Below are 25,497 nucleotides of genomic sequence, written 5' to 3' on the forward strand. Positions count from 1 at the left end.
TTCACAACAGAGAGCACCGCTCTCGCAAACCGAGGAGGACCCCATGACCAGCACTCGTTACGTCGAACCGGGCAAGGCGACCGCGGCGTTCAACGGCGTCGTCCGCTGGCTCACCAAGCGCGGCGTCAGTGTGTGGGGCAGCCGGGTGCTGGGCGTTCGCGGTCGCAAGTCCGGCGAGCTGCGCGAGATCCCGGTGAACCTGCTGCCGTTCGAGGGCAAGCAGTACCTGGTGGCCGCGCGCGGCGAAACCCAGTGGGTGCGGAATCTCCGCGCCGCGGGCGAGGGCCAGCTGACCGTCGGGCGGCGCACCGAGGCGTTCACCTACCGCGAGCTGGCGAACGAGGAGAAGCCCGCCATCCTGCGCTCGTACCTCAAGCGCTGGGCGTTCGAGGTCGGCGTGTTCTTCGACGGGGTGGACGCGAAGGCTCCGGAGGAGAAGCTGCTGGAGATCGCGCCGGGCTACCCGGTGTTCGAGGTCTTCACCAAGTGAGTCAGTGCGTGCGTTTCCGGAACGTGGTGGCCGCGACGAGCACCACGCCGACCAGGAACGCGACCAGCCCGATCAGGAACCACAGCTTCTGGCCGGTCATAAAACTTCCGGTCAGCACGCCGACGCCCTGCAGCACCCACACCGCGCCGACGAGCACCAGCACCACACCGCACGCCAGCGTGATCCACCGCTTCACGACAGCCTCCTCGCTCGGAAGGGAACCTTGAGGAAGTCTCTCAAGGTTCCCTTCAGGCGACTAACCGCGGCGGCGAGGCTGTCCGTTGCCGAACTGCTGGGCTTCGCCGAGCGAGGTCGCGGTGGCCGTGGTGCCCTGGACCTTCGCGATCACGGTGACGTTGTCGCCGGACTTGGGCGAACCGGTCTTGGCGGTCGACGAATCCAGCGTGTAGCTCTGCTTGTAGCCGTCCTTGCTCGTCAGGGTCACCGAGGTGGCGCTGAGTTCGGTGATCGTCCCGGTCTGCAGGCGTTCGGTCACATACCCGCCGGCCGGATCGGCCACCACGAAGTCGCCGTGCAGCGCGTCCCGCAGCGCGGCCATTCCGCCCATTCCTCCGCGACCGGCGAAACCGCCTTGCCCGCCGGGACCGCCCGGACCGCCGAAACCGCCAGGCCCCTGACCTTGCTGCGCGGTCGCGTTGCTGCCGCTGGTGCCCGCCCAGATCGCCAGTCCGCCGCCCACCGCGATCACGACCGCGACGCCCGCCGCGATCGCGGTCTTCCGGCCGGACCACGTCTTCCCGGGACCGCTGCCGCCGGATGCGGGAGCAGGCTGCTCTCCCCAGGTCGCGCCCTGTGCTGGATCGGTCGTCATGGTCTCCTCCGGAACGTTCGAGCTGGTTGTTCCCGAGCGTCGGGGCGCGCGCTGTGCGGAAGCTGTGCCGGACGTGGGGGACACCTGTGCACCCAGGCGGGGGAACCGCACAGGAAACGCACAGCCGGGGCACAGCTCGACCTGAAGGCGGGCCCTGAAGATGGCACCATGAGCAGTGTGAACGCCGCATCTGCCGGCCGGGGCAAGGCCGAACTGCGCCGCGCGGACGGCAGCCCGGTCCGCGTGCTGGTCGTCGACGACGAATCGACGCTGGCCGAACTCGTGTCGATGGCCCTGCGGATGGAGGGCTGGGAGGTGCGCAGCGCGGGCACCGGAGCCGAGGCGGTGCGCGTCGGCCGCGATTTCCGGCCGGACGCCGTGGTGCTCGACGTGATGCTGCCCGATTTCGACGGGCTCGAGGTGCTGCGCCGGATGCGCGCCGAAACGCCTTATCTGCCCGTTCTTTTCCTGACCGCGAAAGACGCGGTGGAAGACCGGATCGCCGGGCTCACCGCGGGCGGCGACGATTACGTGACCAAGCCGTTCAGCCTCGAAGAGGTGGCGTTGCGGCTGCGCGCGCTGCTGCGCCGGGCGGGCGGCGTTTCCGGTTCGACCGGATCGCAGCTGGTGGTCGGCGATTTGACGCTGGACGAGGACAGCCGCGAGGTGCACCGCGGCGGCGATCTGGTGCCGCTCACCGCGACCGAGTTCGAATTGCTGCGCTACCTGATGCGCAATCCGCGCCGGGTGCTGTCGAAGGCGCAGATCCTCGACCGCGTGTGGAGCTACGATTTCGGCGGCCAGGCCAATATCGTCGAGCTGTACATTTCCTATCTCCGCAAGAAAATCGACGCCGATCGGGAACCGATGATCCACACCATGCGCGGCGCCGGGTATGTCCTCAAACCTGCCGCAGGCTGAGCGCCGCCGTCCGTGGTCGTTGCGCCGCCGGCTGATCATGCAGCTGGCGGCGCTGCTCGCACTGGTCTGCGTCGTGGTCGGCGTGGTCACCGAACTCGCGTTGAACAGCTTTCTCGTCGGGCAGCTCGATCAGCAGCTGGCGGCGGCGAGCGACCGCGGGTTCCGGCACGGTGTGCCGCGGCCGCCCATCAACGGCACCGGCAAGGTGCCGCCGGATCCGTTGCGCGTGCTGGGCCAGCCCGAGGGGACGCTCAGCCTGGTCGTCCACAATGGAGCGGTCAACGGGCAGGTGATCGGTCCGTTCGGTCTCGTCCCGCTGTCGTCGGAGCAGGAACGGGTCCTGCTCGTGCTCGCGCCGAACGGCCAGCGTCGCACGGTCGAGATGCCCGGGAACCTCGGAAAATACCGGGTGGTGTCGACGTATTCGCCGCGCGGCGAGTTCACCGTGATCGGGTTGCCGATGAGCCGGGTCGCGGAAACGTTGTGGCGGCTGGGATTCATCTTCGGCGGCGTCGCGCTCGGCGGCATTCTCGTGGCCGGATTCGCCGGTGCGGTCACGATCCGGCGCACGATGGCTCCGCTGGACCGGCTCGCCGCAACCGCTTCCCGGGTTTCCGAACTGCCGCTGGACCGCGGCGAGGTCGCGCTGTCCGAGCGAGTGCCCGAAGTGGACACTGATCCGCGAACCGAGGTCGGCAAGGTCGGCTCGGCGATCAACCGGATGCTGGGCCACATCGCTGAGGCGCTCGCCGCCCGCCAAGCCAGCGAAAGCCGGGTGCGGCGGTTCGTCGCGGACGCGAGCCACGAATTGCGCACGCCGCTCGCCGCGATTCGCGGGTACGCGGAATTGACCCGGCGCAGCGGCGAGCAGGTGCCGCCGGACATCGCGTTCGCGATGAGCCGGGTGGAATCCGAATCGGCGCGGATGACGACGCTCGTGGAAGATCTCCTGTTGCTCGCCCGGCTCGACTCCGGACGTCCGGTGGTGCACCAGCCGGTGGATTTGTCCCGGCTGGTCGCGGACGCGGTCGCCGATTCGCACGTCGCCGGACCGGAACACAAGTGGCTGCTGGAACTTCCCGGCGAACCGATCGCGGTGCTGGGCGATTCCGGGCAACTGCACCAGGTGGTGCTGAACCTCCTCGGCAATGCCCGCACGCACACGCCCGCCGGAACCACGGTGACGACGGCACTGTCCACTCGGGACGGATGGGTCACTTTGTCCGTTGTGGACGATGGGCCGGGAATTCCGCCGGAAATCCTGCCCGAGGTATTCGAGCGGTTCGCCCGTGGCGACAATTCCCGTTCGCGCGCTGCTGGGAGCACTGGGCTGGGGTTGGCGATTGTCGCCGCGGTCGTAGCCGCGCATTCCGGACGGGTGATGGTCACCAGCGGGCCGGGGCGGACCGAATTCGTTGCCGCGTTCCCGCAATTGCGTGACGGTGGCAACACTCCTTCGTGAGTGATTCACAGCCCGCGCACAGCACGGGCCGTGAGAATTGCGGGCATGACGACTGTCGACGCGCCCGTCCTGGTGGGCACGCCACGCTGGGTCCGGCCCGCGGTCGCGGTGTTGCTCCTCGGCACTGCCGCGCTGTACCTCACCAATGTCGCGATTTCCGGTTGGGGCAACGATTTCTACGCGATGGCCGTGCAGGCGGGCACGTGGGACTGGAAAGCGTGGTTCTTCGGCTCGCTCGATCCGGGCAACGTGGTCACCGTCGACAAACCGCCGCTTTCCCTGTGGATGATGGGATTGTCCGGGCGGATCTTCGGATTCTCCAGCTGGAGCATGCTGGTGCCGGACGCGCTGGCGGGCGTGGGTTCGGTCGGCCTGCTGTACCTGGCGGTGCGGCGGCTTTCCGGTCCCGTGGCCGCGCTGCTGGCCGGGGCGTTGCTCGCGCTCACTCCGGTGGCCGCGTTGATGTTCCGGTTCAACAATCCGGACGCGTTCCTCGTGCTGCTCCTGGTGGCTGGCGGGTATTTCCTGGTGCGAGCGCTGGAAAACGCGAGCACGAAGTGGTTGCTGCTGACGGGCGTCGCGATCGGCTTCGGATTCCTCGACAAGATGTTGCAGGCGTTCCTCGTGTTGCCCGCCTTCGTCCTCGCGTACGCGGTGGCTGCGCCGACTTCGCTGGGACGGCGGGTGTGGCAACTGCTCGCCGCTGCCGGTGCGGTGGTGGTTTCCGCGGGCTGGTGGGTGCTCGCGGTGGCGTTGTGGCCGGTGGCCGACCGGCCGTACATCAGCGGGTCGACGAACAACAGCGTGCTGGAATTGGCCTTCGGGTACAACGGACTCGGCCGGATTTTCGGCCAGTCGCACGGTGGGGACGCGCGACCCAAACTGCCGGAGTTTCCCGGCGCTGAGCATGGCTTTGGCGGCCAAGCTGGCTTGACTCGGTTGTTCACTCAGCAATTCGGCGGCGAGGCGTCCTGGCTGTTGCCCGCCGCCTTGATCGGGCTCGTGGCCGGGCTGTGGTTCAGCCGCCGAGCGCCGCGCACTGATCGCACGCGGGCGGCCTTGCTGCTGTGGGGTGCCTGGACGGTGGTCAGCGCTCTTGTGTTCAGCTACATGAGCGGGATCATCCACCCATACTACACGGTTGCGCTCGCGCCGGGAATCGCCGCCACAGTAGCGATTTCCGCGACCGAACTGTGGCGCGGCCGCGCTTACCTGGCCCCGCGAGTGGTGCTTGCGGTGATGCTGGCGGCGACCGTCGCGTGGACTTTCGTGCTGCTGCACCGGACGCCGAACTGGCAGCCGTGGGTGCGGTACACCGTGCTGGTGCTCGGCGTCCTAGGCGTGGTCGCGTTGCTGATCGGGACTGCGCGCCGAGTCGTCGCGGGGCTGGCGATCGTGGCCGCGTTGCTGGGGATGGCGTCTTTCACCGTGGCTACCGCTGCGACGGCGCATACCGGCGGAAGTCCGGCATCCGGGCCGCAAAGTGAGCGCAAGGGCCGCGTCAGTTTCGGCGGGCCGCAACAGTCCAATGTGGAGCTTAACCGGCTGCTGGAGACCACGACAACGAAGTGGGCCGCCGCCGAAACCGGTGCGATGCAGGCCGCCGGACTGGCGTTGAACAGCGGCAAACCGGTGCTCGCGGTCGGCGGCTTCAGCGGCAGCGATCCCGCGCCGACGCTCGCGCAATTCCAGCAGTACGTGGCAAGCGGCGACATCCACTACTTCGTCGTGGCCGCGCGCAACGGCCGTGGCGGCCCTGGCGGCTTTGGCGGCAGCCGCGGCACCTCGGGGAAGATCACGAGCTGGGTCGAGCAGCACTTCCCCGCCACCACGGTCGGCGGCGCGAAGGTGTACGACCTCACGCAAAGCTGACCGAGATATTGGCTCCGCACAAGACAAAACACGGCAGCTCGGCCGGGATGCGCCCGGCGAGCCAGGCGGCCAGCGGTGCCGCGGCGGCGGGTTCGACGGCGAGCCGGAAGTCGCGCCACAGCAGGTCGCGCGCGGCGAGGATCTCGGCGTCGGAGACCAGCACGGAGGTGACCGACGGCGAGTTGAGGATGCCGAACGCCAGCTCGCTGACGCGGGTCGCGCCGAGCGCGGAAGCGGCGACCGAGTCGACCGTGACGTCCACCGGCTCGCCTGCGGCGAGGGCGGCATGCAGCGCTTGGCAGTGCTCCGGCTCCACCGCGAACACCTGACGGCCGCCGGACGCCAGCGTCGCACCGGACGCCAGCCCGCCGCCGCCCACCGCGACGGCGACGGCGTCGACGTCCGGTGCGTCGGCCACGATCTCCGCGGTCGCGGTTCCTTGGCCGGCGATCACGTCGGCGTCGTCGTACGCGTGCAGATAGCGGGTGCCAGGTTCTGCGGCGACCGCCAGCGCGGCTGCCGCGGCTTCGGCGTAGGCCGTGCCATGCCGGATGAGCTTCGCGCCCGCCGCTTCGATGCCCGCGGCCTTCGCTTCGGGCACGGACTCCGGCACGTAGACGACGGCGGGAATGCCCAGCGCCTGCGCGGCGGTGGCGACGCCGAGGCCGTGATTGCCACCCGACGCCGTGACCACTCGCTTCGGCTTAGGGCCGGTGAGCAGGGCGTTTACCGCGCCGCGGAGCTTGAACGAACCGGACCGCTGGAGGTGCTCCAGCTTGAGGACGAGCGGACGGCCGTCGATTTCGGTGCGTAACAGCGGCGTCCACCGGACGTGTGGTCGGAGGTGGAGATGGGCAGCGGCGACGTCGGCGGCGACAGGCGGGGTGCGCATATCGGCCATTCTCCTCCCTGGCGTACTCGCGTGCGTGCCGCTCGCCGGGAAAACCCCAGCGTGTCAGGGCGCGACACGGTACAAGAGGGCATTGTCTAGATCTTGCGGATCTCGCTAAGCTCTGCGCAGACGTGGGGTGTCCGACCATGTGCGTACCGCGACGAGTACTACTGAGAGTAGTAGCTTTCTGCGGGTGTCCCCGTTCGGTGCACTCCACGCCTCGGTCTCGTCGGGATTCCTCGGGAACGGAAGGTGACGTGGATGCGCGACGGCTCGGCCCGGTCGCCTGAATCCGCTGCGCGGCTGCTCGACCGCCTCGGACTCCGCACTGTGCAAGCGCGAGTGACCGTGTTGGTCGTAGCTCCGCTGGTCCTGGTCGTAGCGGCGGCGGTTCCGCTCGTCTTTGCCCAGGTCGCCGCCGTGTCGTCGGCCGCGACCGCTTCGGACGCCGCGGCCCGGGCACAGCGAGCGGGCGGACTGATCGGACAGTTGCAGCAGGAAAGCCTGCTCACGGCCGCTTTTGTCACCGACCCGTCGGCCACCACTACGGCGCTCGTCCGGCAGCGGCAGGCGGTGGACGGCGCTGCGCACGGCGTCGCGGACAGCCTGATCAGCCCGGGCGGGGCGCTGTCGAAACTGCGGCAGAACGTGCTCAATCGTCAGGTTTCCGTAGCTGACGTGGCGTCTGGCTACGATTCCCTGTCCATCGGGGTGATCGACGCACTGGGACTGGCCACTTCGGACGGTACTGGTGCCCGGCAGCTCAACGCCCTCGACGCCCTGCTGCGCGCGGACGAACAGCGAGCGGCCCGGGCGACCGCGCTGATCGCGTCCGCCGGAGCGGATCGCGCAGGTCAGCGCGCTGCCGTCTACGGAGAACAGTTCGTCCGGCTGGCCGGGAGCCAGGACGCGGCGCAGCTCGCGGCGGTCGAGACTGGTGCGACGGCTCAACAGTTCGACCGGCTGGCCGCCGCGCCGAGGCAAGATCGGCAGTTTGTGTCCGATGTGGTCACTGCCGGTACTCAACTCGCCGATCAGCGCGGTGCGGTCGAAGCCCGGCTTTCCGGGGCGATCGCCGACGCTGTCTCCGCGCAGTCGTCCAGCGCGACCCGGACGGCGTTCATCATCGGTGGTGCCGCGATTGTCCTTTTCGGACTCGTTGCCGCTTTGTCCGTGCTGGCCGCACGATCCGTCGCCCGGCCGCTGCGGCGGCTGAGCACGCAAGCGCGCTCGACCGCCGACCTCGCTGCCGCTGAATTGGTTCAGGTCGCCGAGCCGGGATCGGGTCCGCCGCAACCGTCGCTGCCCGCTCTCGAAGCCGGAACCGGCGGTGAACTGGCCGAGCTGGCCGCCGCGTTCAACCGGCTCCGCAGCGCTGGCGTTGATGCGGTGACCGAGCAGGCGAACGCGCGCCGCGCCGGAGTCCAGTTGCTCGTCGGAGCGGCCAAGCGCACGCAGAACCTGGTCGCGGGCCAGCGCACGGTGGTCGAGGAATTGACGCGCAGCGCGGACGATCCGGTGTTGCTCGCCGGGCTGCACCGCGTGGAGCACGCCGCGCTCCGGCTGCGCCGCACTGCCGACGATCTGCTTGTGGTGACCGGAAATCGGGACGAAACCCGGGTCGGCGGTCCGATCGAACTGGCTACCGCGTTGCGCTCGGCCGCCGCGGAAATCGACGACGAATCCCGGATCCGGCTCGACGAACCGGCGGAGGCGCTGCTCGCGCCGTCGCTGGGGATCGACCTGGTGCTGCTGTTCGCCGAACTGCTGGAAAACGCCGCCGCCTTCTCGCCGCCGGAATCCGCGGTGGAGATTTCGACGGAGTTCCAGCCGTCCGGCGATCTGCTGGTGCGCATCGCCGATCACGGCGTCGGGCTGTCCGCGGACCGGCTGGCGCAGGAGAACCGGCGGCTCGCCGAACCGGTCGACGCGGCGTCCGGGCAGCAGCTCGGACTGGCCGTGGTCGGACGGCTCGCCCAGCGGCATTCGCTGCGCGTCGAGCTGGAGTCCACTCCGGACGGTGGCGTGACGGCCCGGGTTTCGGTGCCGCAGGCGCTGTTCACCCGCGACGTCGATTTCCGTCGCGGGCCAGGGCTTTTCGAACCGGGACAGGTGCCGGACCCACGCCCGGTGCTGCTGCCCGCGCCCGCGATCGCCGCGCTGTCCGCGCCGACTCCGGCCGGGTTCCGATGGTTCATCGACCCGCCGGAACTCGAAACCGAAGAGCCGGAGCAGGCCGAGACGCCGGAATGGCCGGAGGCGGAACCGGAATTCGCCTCGCGCGCCGGAACGCTGGAACTCCCCGAAGAAACCGAAGAAGCTGAAGAGTCCGAAAAGGACACTTCGGAAGCGCAGGACGTCACGGACCCGTCCCCGACGCACCAGTTCACCGTGGTGCCACCGGAATCCCGAGACGGCGTCTACCGCCGCGTTCCCGGTGCCCAGCTGGCTCCCGGGCTCAAACTGCCGCAGATCGTCCGCACCCCGTTGCCGCGCCGCGAATTGCGCGATCCGGCCGCCGAGCGGGCCACCTTCGACTCGTTTTCCGACGGCGTCGCCAAAGCACAGCAAGTCACCGCTCAGCAGGCCGATCAAGGAGGATCATGACCGTTCCCGCCGCCGCGCAGAACTTCAACTGGCTGGTCAACCGCTTCGCGCTGCACACCGCGGGCGCGATCGCCGCACTCGCCGTATCCGCGGACGGGCTGCTGATCGCCGCGTCGCAGGACCTCGACCGCGCGGACGCCGACCGGCTCGCGGCGACCTGCTCGGCGATGCTCGCGCTGGCCCAGAGCGTGTCCGAAAGCCATCCGCTCGGCGATCCGGACAAGGTCGTGGTCGAGCTGGAACGCGGCTACCTGGTGGTCTGCACCATCAGCATCGGCTGCTCGCTCGGCGTGCTGGCCAACAAACAGGCCAGCCTCGGCACGATCGCCTACGAGATGGCGATGTTCGCCAACCGCGCGTCCGAAGTCCTTACCCCCGCGCTGGTCGAGGAGTTGAAGAACACCGCGTTCGCCTGACCCGTGAAGATTCTCGTGCTTGGCCCGGCCGGAGCCGGGAAAACGACGGCGGTGCACGCCGTTTCGGAGATCGCGCCGGTGCGCACCGACGCCGGCGACACCACCGCCGCGCTCGACTTCGGCAGGCTCGGCGAGGGCGAGCGGCGGCGGTACCTGTTCGGCGCGCCCGGGCAGGCCCGGTTCTGGTTCCGCTGGCCGGACCTCGTGCGGGGCGCGGACGCCGTGCTCGTGGTGGTCGACCCGCGCCGGATCGCCGACGCCTACCCGGTGCTCGACGCGGTCGAAGGCATGCGGCTGCCGTTCGTGGTCGGGGTGAACTGCTTCGACGGCCTGCTCACCCGGCCGCTGCACGACGTGCGCTGGGCGCTGACCGTGCGCGACGGCGTCCCGGTGCATCCGTTCGACGCCCGCGACCCGGCGTCCGTGCGGGAGGTGCTCGACCTCGTCGGGGCCGGGGTGGCGCCGGGGTCGGAGGTGCCGCAACCGAGTCCGCTATAGTCGTCTGCGGGGACCCCCCGTGGCGTCCACCCTGTGAACTTCCCCAGGGCCGGAAGGCAGCAAGGATAAGCGGGCTCTGGCGGGTACGGGGGGAACCCGCTTTTTTTATGCCTAGAACAGGCCGAGGACGTCATCCGGCGGCACCGGCGAGGGCAGTTCCTCCGCGTCGGACACCGATGCGGCCTTCCCTCGAAGCTGACGCAGCTCATCCCCGTGCACCACCCGCGCCGGATACGGCGAAGAAGCCGCGCGCCGGGTCAGCTCCGCCGTCGGCAGTTCGAGCCGCGAGGCGGCCAGCACGAGATTGCCGAACCGCCGGCCGCGCAGCACGCTCGGTTCGGCCAGCAGGACGACGTGCGGAAACACCTCCGCCAGCGTCGCGAGGAACCGGCGCGCGAACCGCAACCCCGGCCCGTCGGAGATGTTCGCGAGCATCGTCGCGCCCGGCCGCAGCACACGCGCGACATCCGTCACGAATTCGACGGTCGCCAGGCCTCCAGCCAGCGTCGCGCGTTCGAAGGCGTCGATCACGATCAAGTCCGCAGTCGCGTCGTGCCTGCTGCGCACGCCCGCGCGGCCGTCCTCGATCCGTACTCGCAGCTTCGGGACGCTGCGCAGGTCGAGTTGTTCGCGGACCAGGTTGATCAGGGGCTCGTCAGCGTCGAACACCAGCTGTCGCGAACCCGGTCGCGTCGCGGCGACGTAGCGCGGAAGGGAACAGCCCGCGCCGCCGACGTGCAGCGCGTCGAGCGGTCCGGGCGGAAGGAAGTCGACCAGATCGCCGAGCCGGCGTACATAGTCGAACTCCAGATTCGTCGGGTCGTCCAGATCGACGTAAGACTGCGCCACCCCGTCCACCGAAAGCATCCACGCGTTGGGCCGATCGGCGTCGCGCAGCAGCTCGGCGGTCCCGAACCGCACCGGGTAACTGCCCGGTCGCGGGCCGCTCGGCGCACGGCCGCGACCGGAACGGGAGGGGCTCACCGTGCTCACTGTAGTCTCGGGCACGTGGCTCTCGCGCTGTACCGGAAGTACCGTCCGGCGACCTTCGCCGAGGTCGTCGGCCAGGAGCATGTGACCGAACCGCTGCGCACGGCGCTGGCCGCCGGGCGCATCAACCACGCGTACCTGTTCTCCGGGCCGCGCGGCTGCGGCAAGACGTCGAGCGCGCGGATCATGGCCCGCTCGCTCAACTGCGCCCAAGGCCCGACCCCGGATCCGTGCGGCGAGTGCAACTCGTGCCGCGCGCTCGCGCCGGAAGGCCCCGGCAGCGTCGACGTCACCGAACTCGACGCGGCCAGCCACGGCGGCGTGGACGACGCCCGCGAACTGCGGGACAAGGCGTTCTACGCGCCCGCCGAATCGCGCTACCGCGTGTTCATCATCGACGAGGCGCACATGGTCACCACGCAGGGCTTCAACGCCCTGCTGAAGATCGTCGAGGAACCGCCAGAGCACCTCATCTTCATCTTCGCGACCACCGAGCCGGACAAGGTGCTCACCACCATCCGCTCGCGGACGCACCACTACCCGTTCCGGCTGATCCCGCCGAGCTCGATGCGGGAACTGCTGGAGCGCAACGTCGCTGCCGAGGGCGCGACGGTCGAACCGGCGGTGTACCCGCTGGTGATCCGCGCCGGCGGCGGTTCCGCGCGCGACACCCAGTCGGTGCTGGACCAGCTGCTCGCCGGTGCCGGTCCGGAAGGCGTCACGTACCCGCGGGCGGTGTCGCTGCTCGGCGTCACGGACACCGCGCTGATCGACGCGGTGGTCGACGGGCTCGCGAACGACAACCCCGCCGAAGTGTTCGGCACCGTCGAGAAACTCGCCGACGCCGGACACGACCCGCGCCGCTTCGCCACCGACCTCCTCGACCGGCTGCGCGACCTGCTGCTGATGCGCGCGGTCCCGGAAGCGGCCGACCGCGGCTTGGTCGCCGCGCCGGACGACGAGCTGAAGCGGATGACCGAGCAGGCCGAGAAGCTCGGCCCGGCCACGCTGTCCCGCTACGCCGACATTGTCCACAGTGGACTTCTCGAGATGCGCGGCGCGACGTCGCCGCGGCTCGTGCTCGAACTGCTCTGCGCGCGGATGCTGCTGCCGTCGGTCACCGAGGCGGAGAAAGCCTTGCTGGCGCGGATCGAACGGCTGGAGCGACGTCCGGCTGGTGCGCCTGCTCCGGCCGTTGCTCCGGGTCCGGCTCCCGCGCCCGCGCCGAATGCCGGTCCCGCGTCCGCTCCGGCCGCTTCCGCTGCTCCGGCGGAGGCTCCGGCACGGTTCCAGCGGCCTTCGCAGCGTCCGGCTCAGGAAGCTCCCGCCGCCCCGACCCCGGCACCGGCCGCACCGGCTCGTGCTGCTGCGGAGGAACCCGCGCGTCCGGCTCGGCCGGAGGGCAGCCGTCCGGCTCCCGTGGAAACGTCTGCTCCGGCTGCTGCCGCGCCTCCTCCCGAGCCGGAGGCCCCGACCGCTCCGGCTGCTCCTGAGGAAGCCCCGGCGGCGGGCGGGATCGACGCGGCCAAGGTGCGCGAGAAGTGGCCGCAACTGCTGGCGTCGCTGCGGAAGTTCACCGGCGGTCGTGCGCTCGAAGCCATGCTCACGCAGGCCGCGGTCGCCGAGGTCGACGGTTCCGCGGTCACGCTGACGCACAAGTCCGAACCGCTCGCCCGGCGGCTGAGCGACCAGGGCAACGCGAGCAAGATCGCGGCCGGGCTGAGCGAGGTGCTCGGCGGCGAATGGCAGGTCCGCTGCGTGCACGGCGCGGCACCGGCCGCCGCTCCGGCACGGCAGGCTCCCCGGCAGCAACCGGCGGCACCGGCTCCGGAACGGTCGTTCACGCGTCCGTCCGCGGCTGCCCAGCCCCCGGCGGCCGCCGCTGCGCCTCCGGCCCCGCCGAAGCCCGCGGCGGAAGCGCCGAGCCGTCCCCGCGTCACGACGAGCGAGCCGGACATCCCGCTCCCGCCCGAACCCTCGGACGAGGACGACGACATCTACTCCGAGGACTCCAGCCCGGTCCCGCCGCCTCCGCCGCCGCCCGCGGAGGAGGACCCGGAGCAGATCGCGCGCAAGCTCCTCTCCGACCACCTCGGCGCGCGTCCGCTGGACTAAAGCTCTCGTGAGTGTTGATCACGGTTAGAACCGTGATCAACACTCACGAGGCCGCCTACCGCACGAGCCGCACGTTGAGCGGATGCTGCGTCGGCGGCGTCTGCACGGTTACCGTCCGGGTCGCGGCGTCCCAGGTCCAGGCACCGCTGCGGCGACCGTCCACGTACACCGCGGCCGGTGCGGTCGCGTTGGTGAACCGGACGGTCCAGGCGCGCTGCGTGCTGCCGATCGAGAGCATCGATGAGTGGGCGTTTTCGGTGTAGCGCAAGGAAGTCGTGCTGCCCTGCTCGGAGAGAGTGAAGGCACCGTTGTGGCCGCCCGCCACCGTGGCCGTCGCGGCGGTAAGCGGATCATGCGCATCACCGGCGACGTTTCCGCTGCGGGTGACCATGATTCCGCCGGAGCGCAGGAACACCGGCATCGTGTCCAGACCGGTGGTGATCTGCGCGGTGGTGCCGCCCCGGTAGGTCTTGCCGGTGAAGTAGTCGGTCCAGTCGTTGCCCGGCGGGAACCAGACGCTCGTGGTCGCCGTGGTGCCCGGGTTGGTCGCGGGAGCCACGAGGACATCCGGGCCGTACAGGTATTCGCCGCCAGCTTGGGCGTAAGCCTCTTGCTGATCCGGATATTGCAGGTACAGCGGCCGCACGATCGGCATCCCGGTCGCGGTGGCCTGCTGGGCGAGCGTGTACGTGTACGGCACGAGGTTTTCGCGCAGGTTAAGGAACTTCGTCGCTGACGCGTCCGCAGCGGCTCCGTACTGCCAGGGCAACCGGTCGCTGTGGTTGGAGTGCAGCCGGTCGATCGGCTGGAACGTGCCGAGTTGCACCCAGCGTGCGTACAGGTCGTCCGGCAGCTTCGTGCTGCCCGGTTCCGTGCCTGGCTGCTGCAATCCGCCGGTGTGGCCGCCGATGTCGTGGCTGATCGAAGCCAGACCCGTCGCCGCGGATTCGCCGGGTGTGTAGCCGACCTCGAAAGCCAGCGTGGCCCAGTCGGAAATGGTGTCACCGGTGAAGTGCAGCGTGGTGCGCTTGTCGGCCCACGGCCCGGTCGGCACGGCTGTCGGCGAGCTGTATCCACCGGCTTGCAGCGAGCCGTACGCGCGGGAGAACGCGAAGCCGTTGCGCTGTGCGTACTGCTGGTTGATCCACGCGTCCGGAGTGACACCGGCGAGGCTGGATTTCGAGGCGTCGCAACACCAATCGAGCCACCAGACGTCGTTGCCCTGCTGCTCCATCGGCCGGTGCAGGTCGAAGTAGGCTCGCAGCTGGTCGGGGTCGCCGAAATCGAAGACGTAGCAGTCTTTTCCGCAGCTGGGCTGGAGTTTGCCCTTCGCGGTTGCCTGAGCGGCCGGGAACTGCGGGTCGTCGCCGCGGATGCTCGGGTGGATGTTCAGCGACGTGTGCAGGCCCTGGTCGTGTGCCCACTGGAAGAACGCCTTGGGGTCGGGGAAGCGGGTCGGGTCGATTTCCCAGCCATTCCACCGGTCCGGCGATTTGAAGTCGGTGTCGACGACGAGCATGTCGAGCGGCACGTGCTGTTCGCGGAACTTGGGCACGATCGTCTGCTGGAAGTCGGCGGCCGTGCGGTCGTAGTACTCGGAGTACCAGACGCCGTAGGCCCAGCGGGGAAGCAGCAGCGACGGTCCGGTCAGCTGGGCCAGTTCCTGCAGTGCGCGGCCGTAGTCCTGGCCGTAGGCGAAGACGTATCCGTCCTGGTAGCTCTCGCTGCTCGGCCGCTGGGTGACGACTTTGGTGCGCGGGTCGTACAGCGCCGAGGCGGTGTCGTCGAGGAGGGACCAACCGTCCTGGTACAGGATTCCTGGTGCGGAGACTGCACTGCCGTCCACGCCGTCGAGGCCGCGACGGTAACCGCCGAGCGGCGCGTGCGGGGCTAGTAGTGCCGAATGCGCTCCGGTGATGGCGACGGTGTCGAGGTTGACGTGGCAGTTCGCGTCCGGGCAGGACAGCGTGACCGTGTTGGTGCCAGCCTTGAGGTTGACCGGGATTGTGTTGGTACGCCACGAATTCCAGCTGCTGGTCGACGGCAGGGTCAGGTTGGTCGACGCGCCGTTAGCTTGGAGCGTCAACGAGGTCGGCTGGGTTTGGCCGGAAACGGCGGTCGCGTCGGCGTAGCGGAGTTGCAGATCGTAGGAGCCGTCGGCGGGGACGCCGGTGATCGTCAGCGCGTCGGACGCCCCGGCGCGTTCCATGCCTGCCAGGAAGGCTTTGCCGGAGTGCCCGTCGTGGTCGCTGGCCGGGTGCGCGCCGCCGAAAAGTGCGCCTTGTTCGGCTTCGCACAGAACGCCGAAAGCGCACGGCGTCGGGGCGGGCGGCACGGGCTGTGGGTACGCGGCACCGGGGTTGACCACGGCGAGGCTGTCGATGTTGACGTTGCCCGAGTCGGCGGTGCCGCGTTTGACGGTCACCTGGTGCTGCCCGGCGGGCATGGTGACCGGCACGGTCGCGAGGGCCCAGGTGTCCCAGTCAGCGGTGGCCGGGAGTGTGACGGTGCGGGCGTTGGTGCCGTCCACCAGGACGCTGAGGGTGCGGGTGGTGTGCTGGCCGTCGCCGCCGGTTCCGTTGGCGTAGCGAAGATCCAGCTGCTGATCACCAGCAGCGGTGACGCGGAAGGCCATGCTGTCGCCGGGATTGATGAAGCCCGCCGCGAAACCGTCGCCGGTGTAGCCGCGGTGGTCGCTGGCCGTGCCTGGTCCGTTGAGCTGCAGTTGTTCGGCCTCACAGAGCGTGCCGAACGCGCAGACCGGAGTCGCCTTGCCCGCCCACGGCTGTGCGGTGACGTCCTGGCCGCCGGTCCTTAGCTGGACGGTGAGGTTGTCGTCGGAAAACGCGCCCGAGTCGAGCTTGTAGCGCAGCTTGACCGCACTGGTCTGGATGGTGAGCCAGCCGTCGCGTTTGGTTGCGGTGTAAGGGGTCTTGGGGAAACTGCCGCGACCGATCGCGTTGAACGTACCGGCGTCGACGAACTTGGCGTCGCCCGCGTATTCGGTCCGGATGAGCGTCGGCGACAGGACTTCGAACCGCGCTGGCCCGGCGGTCACCGCCTGTGGAGCGGCCTCGGCGACTCCCGTCGACACGAGAGTGCCCGCCATGGCTGTCACGGCCAGCAGCCGCACCAGTCGTCCTCGGAGTGATGTTGCCACCGGCGCCTCCTCGAGAAGTCCCCAGCGACGGTAAGTCGGGACCGATCAAGAAAGAAGACGGTGTCCGGTGTTCTGTCCGTTCAGTAGCCCTTTCGGCTCTCTGCGTCAGGCGCTGGCCAGGTACGCCTCGATCGCCTTCGCGATGGCCTGTGCGTAGTGCGCCCGGCCCGCCGCGGACGACATCTGCCCGGCCTCGTCGGCGTTGCGCATGTTGCCGCACTCGACGAGCACGGACGGGCGGGTCGACAGGTTGAGCCCGGCCAGATCGTTTCGTGGCGAAAGGCCTGCCGAACCGATGTAAGTGGACGTGGCGAAGCCGTCGTCGCGGATTCCGTCGCGCATGGTGCGCGCCAGCTTCAGCGACGGTTCGCCCTGCGCCGCGTTCAACGGCGGCGCCGAGTACGCGACGTGGAAGCCGTGCGCGGTCGGCGAAGTGGAGCCGTCAGCGTGGATCGAGACCACCGCGTCGGCGTTCGCGTTGTTGCCGATCTGCGCGCGCTCGTCGACGCACGGGCCGACGCCGGAGTCGTTCTGCCGCGTATAGACGACCTTGATTCCCTTGGCCGCCAACGCATTCCCGACTTCCTGCGCGACGGCGAAGGTGAAGGCGTGCTCGGGGTACCCGGCGTTGGTCGACGTGCCGGTGGTGTTGCACGGCTTCGTCTGCCCGCGCCCGGCGGGCACCTGCCGGTTGATCTCACCGGGGTGCGAGGCATTGCCGCCGTTGTGGCCCGGATCGAGCACCACGACCTTGCCTGAGCCGACCGGCGGAACCGCGGACGTCGAAGGCGGGCTCGAAGACGACGACGGCGGGCTCGACGACGGACTGGGGCTCGGGCTCGGGGCCGCCGAGCTGGCGTTCGACGTCGGCGCGGCGGCCGGTGAAGCAGGCGTCTCGCCGCCGCCGGAACACGCTGTGAGCAGCATCAGGCCGGTCAGCAGCGGGAGTGTCTTCGCTCGCACGCGACCACGGTGCCACAGCACACGCGTGCCGCCAGGACGGACGCGCCGGGCGCGCGGCTAGGCTGGGGAGGAACACCCAAACGCGGAAGGACCGAGTGCGATCATGGTGCAACCCGGCGGCGGCGGCTTCGACCTGTCGCAGATCATGCAGCAGGCCCAGCAGATGCAGCAGAAGCTGGTGGAGGCCCAGGAGGAACTCGCCAACACCGAGGTCACCGGCACCGCGGGCGGCGGTCTGGTCACCGCGACGGTGTCCGGCGACAGCCAGCTGAAGAGCCTCGTCATCGACCCGAAGGTGGTCGACCCGGAAGACGTCGAAACCCTGGCCGACCTGGTGGTCGCCGCGGTGCGCGACGCGTCGGCGAGCGCGCAGAAGCTCACCGAGCAGAAACTGGGCCCGCTGGCCGGCGGCCTCGGCGGCGGCATGCCGGACCTCGGCAGCCTCGGCTTCGGCGGCTGACACTTGTACGAAGGTGTCGTCCAAGACCTGATCGACGAACTGGGCCGCCTGCCCGGCGTCGGTCCGAAGAGTGCCCAGCGCATCGCGTTCCACCTGCTGGCCGCCGACCCCGCGGACATCGCGCGGCTGCAGGACGTGCTGGGCAAGGTCAAGGAGGGCGTCCAGTTCTGCGAGATCTGCGGCAACGTCTCGGAACAGGAAACGTGCCGGATCTGCCGCGACGAACGCCGCGACCTCACGGTGATCTGCGTGGTCGAGGAACCGAAGGACGTGCTGGCGGTCGAGCGGACCCGCGAGTTCAAGGGGCGCTACCACGTTCTTGGCGGCGCGTTGGATCCGTTGTCGGGGATCGGGCCGGAGCAGTTGCGGATGCGGCAGTTGCTGCAGCGCATCGGTGAGGCTGATGTCAAAGAGATCATCATCGCGACGGACCCCAATACTGAGGGCGAAGCGACGGCGACCTACCTGGTGCGGATGCTGCGCGATTTCCCTGGGTTGTCGGTGACCCGGTTGGCGTCGGGGTTGCCGATGGGCGGGGATCTTGAGTTCGCGGACGAGCTGACTTTGGGACGCGCGCTGTCTGGGCGACGCGCGTTGTAAAAGCTTTCGGCAGGGAAGGACACGGCCGTAGTGCCGTGTCCTTTTTTGTGCGCTGGGATACTCGGTCGATGAAGCCGGTGGGGAAGGTCAGGTCGTTCTTCTTTGTGGGACGAGAGGAGCCGCCGAGGTCCTCGGACCGAGGGGTTTGGTGACTGGCCTCGAACGACTGTGGGCCGGAATGGCCTGGTTGGTCGTGAGCTTTCGTGCCGAGGGCTGGCGTTGTTCGGGCGGCGCGTGCTCTGGTTTTGATGTTAGGTCGCCAACTGTGTTTTTGGCGCCGACTCCGTCGTCGCGGGCGGGATCGCCTTTAAGTCGGCGTCTGACGGAGCTGCGTGCCCGGCCCGGGGGGCCGTGCACGCAGCTCCGTCAGACGCCGACGCGATCCCGCGTTGTGGGCGCGTTGGTTAGGGGTGGCTGGTTGTGGCTGGGTTAGCAGTAGCCTAGTTGTGCGAGTGAGTTCACTACGATGTCGGACGGGTGGTATTTGTCCATCCAGGAATCGCTGCGGCGGTGTTCGTAGGTGTCTAGGAATTCCTGCAGTTTGTCGCCGCGCATTTCGGTCAGGATTACGTTTTCGCCGATTCCTACGTGGCGTTCGGTGCGGGCTCGGTGGACGGCGCACGGCAGGCCCAGGTAGCCGCATTCTTCTTGCAGGCCGCCGGAGTCCGTGACTACGTATTCGGCTCGGGCGACCAGCGGCAGGAACTTCAGGTACCGCATCTTCGGCTGGGCGATGAACTTGTCGTCGAACAGGTTGTCCAAGCCCAGGGCCCGGATCTTCTCCCGTTCTGGGGCGCCTGCCATGTAGAGGATCGGCATCTTGCGGCTTTGCGCGCGCAGGATTTCCAAGACCTCGCGGTACTTATCCGCGCGGGAGACCAGTTCGAACCGATGCAGGGTTGCCAGGCCGAACTTTTCCGGCAAACCAGGGACATCCAGCGGCTGGTCTACGACTTGGCGCATCGAGTCGATCGCCGTGTTCGCTTCGGTGTTCACCACGACGCCGCGGGCGTTGCGCAGGTTCTGCACTTCGCGCTCGCTGGGGGAGAAGTGGATGTCCACCAGCTTCCCGGCGATTTTGCGGTTCAGTTCTTCCGGCAGCGGCGACAGAATGCTGCCCGACCGAGTACCCGCCTCGATGTGGCCCACGCGGGCCTTCAGGACCTTCTTGCCGATCAACGCCCCGTACGGCGTCGTGAACGTGTCGCCGTGCACGAGCACCAGCGGCGGGCGGCCGTCCGACGACAACCGGGCGCGCAGTTCGGCGCGGCGGCTCCACGCGGTGCGCATGACCTGCGCCGCCCAGCCGGGGACCTGTGCCGGGGATTCGAGATTGTGCGCCTGCGCACGCGGCACGAACCACAGCGCGGGTTCTGGCAGCTTCAAATCCGAGAGCACGTCCGCGACCTCGTCCACGTGCTGTGCGGTGAACCAGATCTCCGGTTTCGCTCCGCGTTCGGCGACGCGATGGAAGACCGGCGCGATTTTGATCAGTTCCGCGGTGGTGCCGACAATGAACGAAATCACCGTGGATCACCCAATCTCCGGGCCGGCCACAGCCGGGTGAACAGCAGGTCAACGGCGCGGGCCAGGATGCTGTGCGCTCCGCCCCGCCCGGTACAGGGTAGCCTCGCCGGGGTGAGTGCGAATCCGCCCCTCCCGTCGCTCAGCGTCGTCATTCCGGTCTACAACGAACAAGACTGGATCGACCGCAGCGTCGGCGCGCTGATCGCCTCGGCCGAGGCGGCGCGGTGGCCGGTGGAAATCCTTGTCGTGGACGACGGGAGCACCGACGGCACGCCCGCCCGGCTCGCCCGGCTGCGCGACCAGCACGGCATCACCGTGCTGAGCCAGTCCAACAGCGGCCGGTTCGAGGCTCGCCGGGCCGGAATGGCGAAGGCGTCCGGCGAATGGCTGCTGTTGCTGGACAGTCGCGTGCTCGTGGACACCGGCAGCCTCGGTTTTCTGCGCGACCAGCTGACCGGCCACCCGGAACGCACGGCTTGGAACGGCCACATCAACGTCGCGTCCGAACACAATCCTTACGCCGGTTTCATGGCCGGGCTGGTCGCATTCTCGTGGCGCAAGTACTTCGCGGATCCGAAGCTGACGTCGTTCGGCATCGAGGAATTCGACCTCTACCCGAAGGGCACCGGATTTTTCTGCGCCCGCCGCGATCTGCTCGAGGGATCCGCCGCCGCTTTCGAATCGCTGTTCGACGACGTCCGGCTGGCCAGCGACGACACCCGCATGCTGCGCTGGATCGCCGAACGCGCGCGCATTCACCTTGCCCCGCAGTTCTCCGGGACCTACCACGGCCGCGATTCGCTCAAGAAGTTCTGGGCGCAGTCATTCTTCCGGGGGACCACGTACGTGGATTCCTATCTCGGTTCGCCCGGGCCGGCGCGCACCGCGCTGTTCGGCGCGCTCGCGGTCGGCGCGGTCGGAGCCGGACTGGCGGTGAAGAAGCCGAAAACGACTGCCGCGCTTGGGATCGCCGGGTCGGCGGCGGCTGCGGCCGCGGTCAAGAAGTGCGGGGCCAGCACCGCCGAGGCGCGTGCGGTCGGCACCTTGCTGCCGGTGTTCGCGGCCGGGTTCGGTTCGGGTGTGTTCCGCGGGTTGTTCCTCGCCTTGCGCGCTCGGCTGCGGCGCCGATGAGCGTGGCGGACACCGGCGAGGCGGCCAACGGGGTCGTCCGGGACACCCATCGCACCGCGGGCAAGCTCGGCGGTTCGCTGATCGTGGCGATCATCCTCGGCTACGTCCTCACCGTCGCCTGCGCGCGGCTGCTGCCGCCGGACCAGTACGCGACCTTCCTCACCTTCTGGGGCCTCCTGATGGGCCTCGGCAGCGCGTTGTCCCCGCTGGAGCAGGAGCTCTCCCGGCAGTCCGCGACGGCGGCGCTGACCGGCGGCGTCGCGGGTCGCGGAGCGCTGCGCGCGGTGGCCGTCTCGGCGGCGGCCGCGGGGGCGTTCGGGCTGGCGCTGCTCATCCCGCCGATCAACGACCGGCTGTTCCACGGCACCTGGGAACTCGCTCTCGTGGTGGTGGCCGGCGGGGTCGCGTTCGCCTGCCAGTTCGGCGTGCGCGGCCTGCTGATCGGCCAGCACCAGGTCAAGCACTTCGCCGGGCTGATCGTCGCCGAACCCGCGGTCCGCGCGCTGGTGCTGGGCCTGCTGGTGATCGCCACCGCGTACCGGCTGGTGCCGCTGGCCTTGGCGGTCGCGGCCGGATCGTTCGCCTGGCTGCTGTTCATCCGCAAGGCGTGGCGGCTGCTGGACGTCCGCGCGGACGGCGACGGCTGGGGCGTCACCAGCCGCCGGATGCTCATGCTGCTGCTCGGCGCGGCGCTCACCGCGACGGTCATCACCGGGTACCCCGCGCTGGTCGGCCTGCTCGCCCCCGGCGGCGACCGGGACCGGATCGGCGCGGTGTTCGCCGCGCTGGTCATCGCAAGGCTGCCGCTGACGCTGGTCGCGCCGGTGCAGTCGCTCGCCGTGCCGTTCGTGGTGCGGCTTTCCGCCACCGAGGACGGCCGGAGCAGGCTGCGCCGGGTGCTGCTGCTGGGCACCTTCGCCGCGCTCGCGCTCGCCGCGCTCGGCGCGTTGGTCGGCATGCTGATCGGGCCGTGGGCGGTGCAGTTCGTCAACGGCCCCAAGTACCAGGTGGACGGCTGGGCGGTCGCCGGGCTCGTGTGGTCCTCGGTGCTGCTGGTGCCGATGCAGTTGCTCACCGCCGTGCTGGTGGCGCGCGCCCAGGCCAACCGCGTGTTGATCACCTGGGCAGTGGTCGCCGTCACCGCGTCGGCGTTGCTGCTCGCGGTTCCGGGCGACACCGTGCTGCGCGCCGTCGTTTCGCTCGCCGTCGCGCCGATGGCCGGGCTCGTCGTCGTACTGGTGTTCGTACTCGCCAATTCGTCCGCGGAAGCAACGTCTGACACGGGTGAAGCGTGTTCTTAGCGTCGCAGTAGTGTGAGTTCCGAGCCGCCGGTTCCCGGCGCGCGTCGGATGGCGAAAGCCAATCAGGGTTGGATTCGAATTCGATGAACGTTCTTTTGGTGCTGCTTGCATTCTGGGTGCCTGGGCTCGTCTTCGGAGCGGCCATCCGGTTGCGCGGGTGGACGCTCGCGGCGGCGGCGCCGCTGCTGACGTTCGGGATCATCGCGCTCGGCGTCCCGGTGCTGGGCGGCCTCGGCATCCGCTGGTCGCTCCTCGACGTCGTGCTGTGGACACTGGTGCTCGCCGCCGTCGGCTTCGGCCTGGCGTTCGCGGCACAACGGCTGCGTGCCCGCAGGCACCCGGACTGGGCGGGCGAGGAACCGGAGAAGCTGCCGCTGCGCGACCACCTCGTGATGGCGGCGGGCGTCGTCGTCGCACTGGGCGTGGGCACGGTCACTTTCTTGCGCGGCGCCAACGGGATCAACACCGTCCAGCAGGGCTGGGACGCGCCGTTCCACGGCAACCTGATCCGCTGGATCGCCGAACACGGCGACGCCCGGCCGTCCACTGTGGGCACTATCGCCAACCTGCCGAACCAGGGCAACTACTTCTATCCCGACACGTATCACGCCTTGCTCGCGCTGGTTTTCGGCAAGGGCGGGCTGACCATGATGCCCACGCTGAACCTTGCCGCGCTGGCGGTGATTTTCACCGTGCCGTTCGGGGTCGCCGCGCTGTGCCGGGTCTGGGGAATGCCCGCGCTCGGCGCCGCCGCGGCCGCCGCGGTCAGCACGTGGTTCAGCGCCTTCCCGTACGACTCGTTGTGGCGCGGTCCGTTGTGGCCCTACGTCGCCGGGGTCGCATTGGTTCCGGCGATGCTGGCGCTCGGCCGCTATTTGCTGAAGCCGAACGGCATCGCCGGTCCGGTCGCGATCGGGGTCGGCGTGGCCGGGTTGTGCGGTCTGCACACCAGTGTCGTGTTCGTGGTCGTTGTTTATTTCCTGCTCATTCTTGTCGCCGTTCTCTGCCGTTTCGAGAAGATCGAATGGCGGCGCAGCCTGCCTTCGCTGATCGCGACCGGAGTGCTGGCGATCGTGCTCGGCGTGCCGCTGGTGCTGCCCTCGCTGTACAACGCCGGCGGGGTCACGAGCGCGTACTGGGCGCCGGAGACCACGCTCGCCGGCGGCTTCGGCCAGACGATCACGTTTTCCCCGATGTCGGACTTCCCGCAGTGGTGGATCGGCGTGCCCGCGTTCGTCGGGCTCGTCCTGCTGGTGCGGCACCGGCGGATGCTGTGGCTGGTCGCCGCGTACGTCGTGTTCGGCGGCCTCTTCATGCTGACGGTGTCGATCAACTCGCCGATCATGCAGAAGATGACCAGCCTCTTCTACAACGACCACTGGCGGATCGCCGCGCTGGTGCCGCTGGCGGGCGCGGTCGCGTTCGGAGAGTTCGCGCACACCGCCGCCGCCTGGTTCGCGCGGAAGGTGCAGCCGCGGGTCAACCTCAAGCCGGCCATGCTCGGCGTGGTCGGGGTCGCACTGCTGCTGGTGGTGTGCGGCGGCCTGAGCAAGGGCGGTTACGCCGGCCGCAACGCGAGCCGGCTGGCCGTCACCTACCAGGACGGGCCGACCGTGTCCAAGGCGGAGGAAGCCGCCTTCGCCTGGCTGGGCCAGCACACCGTGCCGGGCGAGCGGGTGATGAACAACCGGTCCGACGGGTCCGCGTGGATGTACGCGCTGGCCGGAGTTCAGCCGGTCGAGTGGACCTTCTACGGCGCCGAGGCGAACACCAAGGCCGCGTACCTGAGCGCGTGGGTCAACGACATCGACAAGTACCAGCAGGTCCGCGCCGACCTCACCGACCTGCGGGTGCGTTATCTGATCCAGGCCAGGGGGAAGGCCGCGGAAAACGCGATCGAGTCCGTCGGCGTGGCGCGGGTCCGGCCCGGACCGCAGTTCCGCGTGGTGTTCCACAACGAGGGCGCGACGATCTACGAAATCGCCGGACAGTCCGGCGTGACCGCCCCTACCACGGCGAACGGTCAGTAAGCGGTTATGGTGACTGCCGTGTCCAGCACATCCGTGAGCACTCGACGCGTGCTCATCGTGATGCCCGCGCTCAATGAGCAAGACAGCGTTGCTTCGGTGCTCACCCAGGTCAAGCAGTCGCTGCCGGCTGCGGACGTGCTGGTGGTCGACGACGGTTCGACCGACCGCACCGCCGAACTCGCCCGCGCCTGCGGCGTCCGGGTGGCCCGGCTGTCGGTGAACCTCGGCGTGGGCGGCGCGATGCGCACCGGTTTCCGTTACGCCGCGGCACGCGGCTACGACGCTGTCGTCCAGGTCGACGCGGACGGCCAGCATGACCCGGACGAGGTCGGTGCCTTGCTGCGGCTCCTCGACGAGGGCGCCGACATCGCGATCGGCTCCCGGTTCGCCGGCAAGGGCGCCTACCGCGCGGTCGGGCCGCGCAAGTACGCGATGGTCGCGCTGTCGCTGGTGTTCAGCAGGCTGTCCGGCAGCAAGCTCACCGACGTCACCTCCGGGTTCAAGGCGATGGGCCCGCGCGCGATCCGCCTGTTCGCCGGCTACTACCCGGCCGAGTACCTCGGCGACACGGTCGAGGCGCTGGTCATGGCGATCCGGGCGCAGCTGTCCATTCGGGAGACTCCGGTGGTCATGCGCGAACGGGCGGGCGGCAAGCCGAGCCATTCGCCGGTGAAGTCCGCGGTGTACCTGGGCCGCGCGGGGCTCGCCCTGCTGCTCGCGCTCGTGCGCCGTCGTCCGTCCGTCGACTCGTCCGCAGCGGCGTAGGGAGGCTGCCATGGCAGGCTGGCAGGTACTGAGCATCGTCATCGCGGCGCTGGTGCTGCTCGTCGTCGTCGAGATGATGCGGCGGCGCAAGCTGCGCGAGAAGTACGCCGGCATCTGGCTCGTGGTCGCGCTCGGCGTCGTGGTGCTCGCGGTGGTCCCGCCAGTCGCGGAGTTCCTGGCGCATCTCACCGGGGTCGCCACCCCGTCGAACTTCGTGTTTTTCCTGGCCGGCGTGGTGCTGGCGCTGGTCGCGTTGCAGCTTTCGACCGAGGTCGGGCACCTGGAGGAAGAGGTGCGGACCGCGGTCGAGGAGACCGCGTTGCTGCGCTGCGAACTCGAAGACACCCAGCGCGACCTGGAAGCGCGCATCGCCGAGCTGGAGAAGCGCACGTCCGCGCCTGACAATGTGGACGGCCTGCCCGAAGCGAGCCCGGCACGCGTGCTCTGATCTCCGCACTGCTCGCC

At 69.4% G+C, this 25,497-nt stretch carries 22 protein-coding genes and 1 other RNA gene; 16 read left to right on the plus strand and 7 right to left on the minus strand.

Features of this window, described 5'->3' with window-relative positions; translation table 11 throughout:
• Positions 1-43 precede the first annotated feature (43 nt).
• Positions 44-490 carry a nitroreductase family deazaflavin-dependent oxidoreductase gene (locus AB5I40_RS29035; RefSeq protein ID WP_370933376.1) on the plus strand — a complete coding sequence of 149 codons (447 nt, stop codon included), beginning with the start codon at positions 44-46 and terminating at the stop codon, positions 488-490.
• 1 nt (position 491) lies between these two features.
• On the opposite strand, the gene AB5I40_RS29040 is transcribed toward AB5I40_RS29035, so the two are convergent.
• Positions 492-686: a hypothetical protein gene (locus AB5I40_RS29040; RefSeq protein WP_354748708.1), complete on the minus strand. Its 195-nt coding sequence runs from the start codon at positions 684-686 to the stop codon at positions 492-494.
• Between the two features lie 60 nt (positions 687-746).
• Complete coding sequence (locus tag AB5I40_RS29045) at positions 747-1,322, minus strand: hypothetical protein (protein ID WP_370933378.1); 576 nt, start codon at positions 1,320-1,322, stop codon at positions 747-749.
• Positions 1,323-1,490: 168 nt separating this feature from the next.
• Here AB5I40_RS29045 and AB5I40_RS29050 point away from each other — a divergent pair, with 168 nt between their 5' ends.
• From AB5I40_RS29050 to AB5I40_RS29060, 3 genes are read left to right on the plus strand one after another with little or no spacing between them, the layout of a single operon-like run.
• A complete protein-coding gene (locus AB5I40_RS29050) occupies positions 1,491-2,243 on the plus strand; it encodes a response regulator transcription factor (protein WP_043834561.1) in 753 nt (250 codons plus the stop codon).
• Positions 2,218-3,705, plus strand: a complete 1,488-nt coding sequence (locus AB5I40_RS29055) for a sensor histidine kinase (RefSeq protein ID WP_370933380.1) — start codon at positions 2,218-2,220, stop codon at positions 3,703-3,705. The genes AB5I40_RS29050 and AB5I40_RS29055 overlap by 26 nt, the downstream gene beginning before the upstream one ends.
• A gap of 45 nt (positions 3,706-3,750) precedes the next feature.
• Positions 3,751-5,577: a glycosyltransferase family 39 protein gene (locus AB5I40_RS29060; RefSeq protein WP_370933382.1), complete on the plus strand. Its 1,827-nt coding sequence runs from the start codon at positions 3,751-3,753 to the stop codon at positions 5,575-5,577.
• Here the strand turns inward: AB5I40_RS29060 and AB5I40_RS29065 are convergent.
• Entirely contained in the window at positions 5,564-6,469 is a 906-nt protein-coding gene (locus AB5I40_RS29065; RefSeq protein WP_370933384.1) for a serine/threonine dehydratase, read from the minus strand. The genes AB5I40_RS29060 and AB5I40_RS29065 overlap by 14 nt on opposite strands.
• A 261-nt stretch (positions 6,470-6,730) precedes the next feature.
• On the opposite strand from AB5I40_RS29065, the gene AB5I40_RS29070 reads away from it, so the two are divergent.
• The 4 genes from AB5I40_RS29070 (at position 6,731) to ffs (ending at position 10,095) form a co-directional block, all read left to right on the plus strand.
• Positions 6,731-9,076, plus strand: a complete 2,346-nt coding sequence (locus AB5I40_RS29070) for an ATP-binding protein (RefSeq protein ID WP_370933386.1) — start codon at positions 6,731-6,733, stop codon at positions 9,074-9,076.
• Entirely contained in the window at positions 9,073-9,492 is a 420-nt protein-coding gene (locus AB5I40_RS29075) for a roadblock/LC7 domain-containing protein (protein WP_009084595.1), read from the plus strand. Before AB5I40_RS29070 ends, AB5I40_RS29075 begins: the two co-directional genes overlap by 4 nt.
• A gap of 3 nt (positions 9,493-9,495) precedes the next feature.
• Positions 9,496-9,990 (plus strand): ATP/GTP-binding protein, encoded by a 495-nt coding sequence (locus AB5I40_RS29080; RefSeq protein ID WP_370933388.1) that lies wholly within the window; start codon positions 9,496-9,498, stop codon positions 9,988-9,990.
• A gap of 5 nt (positions 9,991-9,995) precedes the next feature.
• Positions 9,996-10,095: signal recognition particle sRNA small type (gene ffs, locus AB5I40_RS29085), an RNA gene on the plus strand.
• A gap of 6 nt (positions 10,096-10,101) precedes the next feature.
• On the opposite strand, the gene AB5I40_RS29090 is transcribed toward ffs, so the two are convergent.
• On the minus strand, positions 10,102-10,911 hold the full coding sequence (locus tag AB5I40_RS29090; protein ID WP_370940628.1) for a spermidine synthase: 810 nt from the start codon (positions 10,909-10,911) through the stop codon (positions 10,102-10,104).
• A gap of 87 nt (positions 10,912-10,998) precedes the next feature.
• Between AB5I40_RS29090 and AB5I40_RS29095 the strand changes: the two genes are divergently transcribed.
• A complete protein-coding gene (locus AB5I40_RS29095; RefSeq protein ID WP_370933390.1) occupies positions 10,999-13,095 on the plus strand; it encodes a DNA polymerase III subunit gamma and tau in 2,097 nt (698 codons plus the stop codon).
• Between the two features lie 55 nt (positions 13,096-13,150).
• Here AB5I40_RS29095 and AB5I40_RS29100 read toward each other — a convergent pair whose 3' ends face one another.
• Together AB5I40_RS29100 and AB5I40_RS29105 are read right to left on the minus strand one after the other, a co-directional pair.
• A complete protein-coding gene (locus AB5I40_RS29100) occupies positions 13,151-16,255 on the minus strand; it encodes a TIM-barrel domain-containing protein (RefSeq protein ID WP_370933392.1) in 3,105 nt (1,034 codons plus the stop codon).
• Between the two features lie 105 nt (positions 16,256-16,360).
• Positions 16,361-17,182 carry an N-acetylmuramoyl-L-alanine amidase gene (locus tag AB5I40_RS29105; protein WP_370940629.1) on the minus strand — a complete coding sequence of 274 codons (822 nt, stop codon included), beginning with the start codon at positions 17,180-17,182 and terminating at the stop codon, positions 16,361-16,363.
• 139 nt (positions 17,183-17,321) lie between these two features.
• On the opposite strand from AB5I40_RS29105, the gene AB5I40_RS29110 reads away from it, so the two are divergent.
• The gene (locus AB5I40_RS29110) at positions 17,322-17,678 is read left to right on the plus strand and encodes a YbaB/EbfC family nucleoid-associated protein (RefSeq protein ID WP_344265967.1); all 357 of its coding nucleotides are present in this window, start codon (positions 17,322-17,324) and stop codon (positions 17,676-17,678) included.
• A 3-nt stretch (positions 17,679-17,681) separates the two neighbouring features.
• Complete coding sequence (recR, locus tag AB5I40_RS29115) at positions 17,682-18,278, plus strand: recombination mediator RecR (RefSeq protein ID WP_009084581.1); 597 nt, start codon at positions 17,682-17,684, stop codon at positions 18,276-18,278.
• Between the two features lie 429 nt (positions 18,279-18,707).
• Here the strand turns inward: recR and AB5I40_RS29120 are convergent, their stop codons facing one another.
• The gene (locus AB5I40_RS29120) at positions 18,708-19,805 is read right to left on the minus strand and encodes a UDP-N-acetylglucosamine 2-epimerase (protein ID WP_370933394.1); all 1,098 of its coding nucleotides are present in this window, start codon (positions 19,803-19,805) and stop codon (positions 18,708-18,710) included.
• 111 nt (positions 19,806-19,916) lie between these two features.
• Between AB5I40_RS29120 and AB5I40_RS29125 the strand changes: the two genes are divergently transcribed.
• The 5 genes from AB5I40_RS29125 to AB5I40_RS29145 all read left to right on the plus strand — a co-directional run bounded on the left by AB5I40_RS29125 (position 19,917) and on the right by AB5I40_RS29145 (position 25,480).
• Positions 19,917-20,936 (plus strand): glycosyltransferase family 2 protein, encoded by a 1,020-nt coding sequence (locus tag AB5I40_RS29125; RefSeq protein WP_370933396.1) that lies wholly within the window; start codon positions 19,917-19,919, stop codon positions 20,934-20,936.
• The gene (locus AB5I40_RS29130) at positions 20,933-22,237 is read left to right on the plus strand and encodes a hypothetical protein (protein WP_370933398.1); all 1,305 of its coding nucleotides are present in this window, start codon (positions 20,933-20,935) and stop codon (positions 22,235-22,237) included. Before AB5I40_RS29125 ends, AB5I40_RS29130 begins: the two co-directional genes overlap by 4 nt.
• Before the next feature lie 83 nt (positions 22,238-22,320).
• Positions 22,321-24,267, plus strand: a complete 1,947-nt coding sequence (locus AB5I40_RS29135; RefSeq protein ID WP_370933399.1) for a DUF6541 family protein — start codon at positions 22,321-22,323, stop codon at positions 24,265-24,267.
• Between the two features lie 6 nt (positions 24,268-24,273).
• The gene (locus AB5I40_RS29140) at positions 24,274-25,032 is read left to right on the plus strand and encodes a glycosyltransferase family 2 protein (protein WP_370933401.1); all 759 of its coding nucleotides are present in this window, start codon (positions 24,274-24,276) and stop codon (positions 25,030-25,032) included.
• A 10-nt stretch (positions 25,033-25,042) separates the two neighbouring features.
• Positions 25,043-25,480, plus strand: a complete 438-nt coding sequence (locus AB5I40_RS29145; protein WP_370933403.1) for a DUF2304 domain-containing protein — start codon at positions 25,043-25,045, stop codon at positions 25,478-25,480.
• Positions 25,481-25,497 lie beyond the last annotated feature (17 nt).

The sequence above is a fragment of the Amycolatopsis sp. cg13 genome, assembly GCF_041346965.1.
In the GTDB taxonomy this organism is placed as follows: Bacteria; Actinomycetota; Actinomycetes; order Mycobacteriales; family Pseudonocardiaceae; genus Amycolatopsis.

Excerpts from the sequence above, each read along its gene's own strand:
- AB5I40_RS29135 (WP_370933399.1), top strand. The coding sequence starts at position 22,321 with ATGAACGTTCTTTTGGTGCTGCTTGCATTCTGGGTGCCTGGGCTCGTC.
- AB5I40_RS29050 (WP_043834561.1), top strand. The coding sequence starts at position 1,491 with ATGAGCAGTGTGAACGCCGCATCTGCCGGCCGGGGCAAGGCCGAACTG.
- AB5I40_RS29105 (WP_370940629.1), bottom strand. The coding sequence starts at position 17,182 with ATGCTGCTCACAGCGTGTTCCGGCGGCGGCGAGACGCCTGCTTCACCG.
- AB5I40_RS29035 (WP_370933376.1), top strand. The coding sequence starts at position 44 with ATGACCAGCACTCGTTACGTCGAACCGGGCAAGGCGACCGCGGCGTTC.
- AB5I40_RS29045 (WP_370933378.1), bottom strand. The coding sequence starts at position 1,322 with ATGACGACCGATCCAGCACAGGGCGCGACCTGGGGAGAGCAGCCTGCT.
- AB5I40_RS29140 (WP_370933401.1), top strand. The coding sequence starts at position 24,274 with ATGGTGACTGCCGTGTCCAGCACATCCGTGAGCACTCGACGCGTGCTC.
- AB5I40_RS29060 (WP_370933382.1), top strand. The coding sequence starts at position 3,751 with ATGACGACTGTCGACGCGCCCGTCCTGGTGGGCACGCCACGCTGGGTC.
- AB5I40_RS29110 (WP_344265967.1), top strand. The coding sequence starts at position 17,322 with ATGGTGCAACCCGGCGGCGGCGGCTTCGACCTGTCGCAGATCATGCAG.
- AB5I40_RS29130 (WP_370933398.1), top strand. The coding sequence starts at position 20,933 with ATGAGCGTGGCGGACACCGGCGAGGCGGCCAACGGGGTCGTCCGGGAC.
- AB5I40_RS29070 (WP_370933386.1), top strand. The coding sequence starts at position 6,731 with ATGCGCGACGGCTCGGCCCGGTCGCCTGAATCCGCTGCGCGGCTGCTC.
- AB5I40_RS29075 (WP_009084595.1), top strand. The coding sequence starts at position 9,073 with ATGACCGTTCCCGCCGCCGCGCAGAACTTCAACTGGCTGGTCAACCGC.
- AB5I40_RS29055 (WP_370933380.1), top strand. The coding sequence starts at position 2,218 with ATGTCCTCAAACCTGCCGCAGGCTGAGCGCCGCCGTCCGTGGTCGTTG.
- AB5I40_RS29065 (WP_370933384.1), bottom strand. The coding sequence starts at position 6,469 with ATGCGCACCCCGCCTGTCGCCGCCGACGTCGCCGCTGCCCATCTCCAC.
- AB5I40_RS29145 (WP_370933403.1), top strand. The coding sequence starts at position 25,043 with ATGGCAGGCTGGCAGGTACTGAGCATCGTCATCGCGGCGCTGGTGCTG.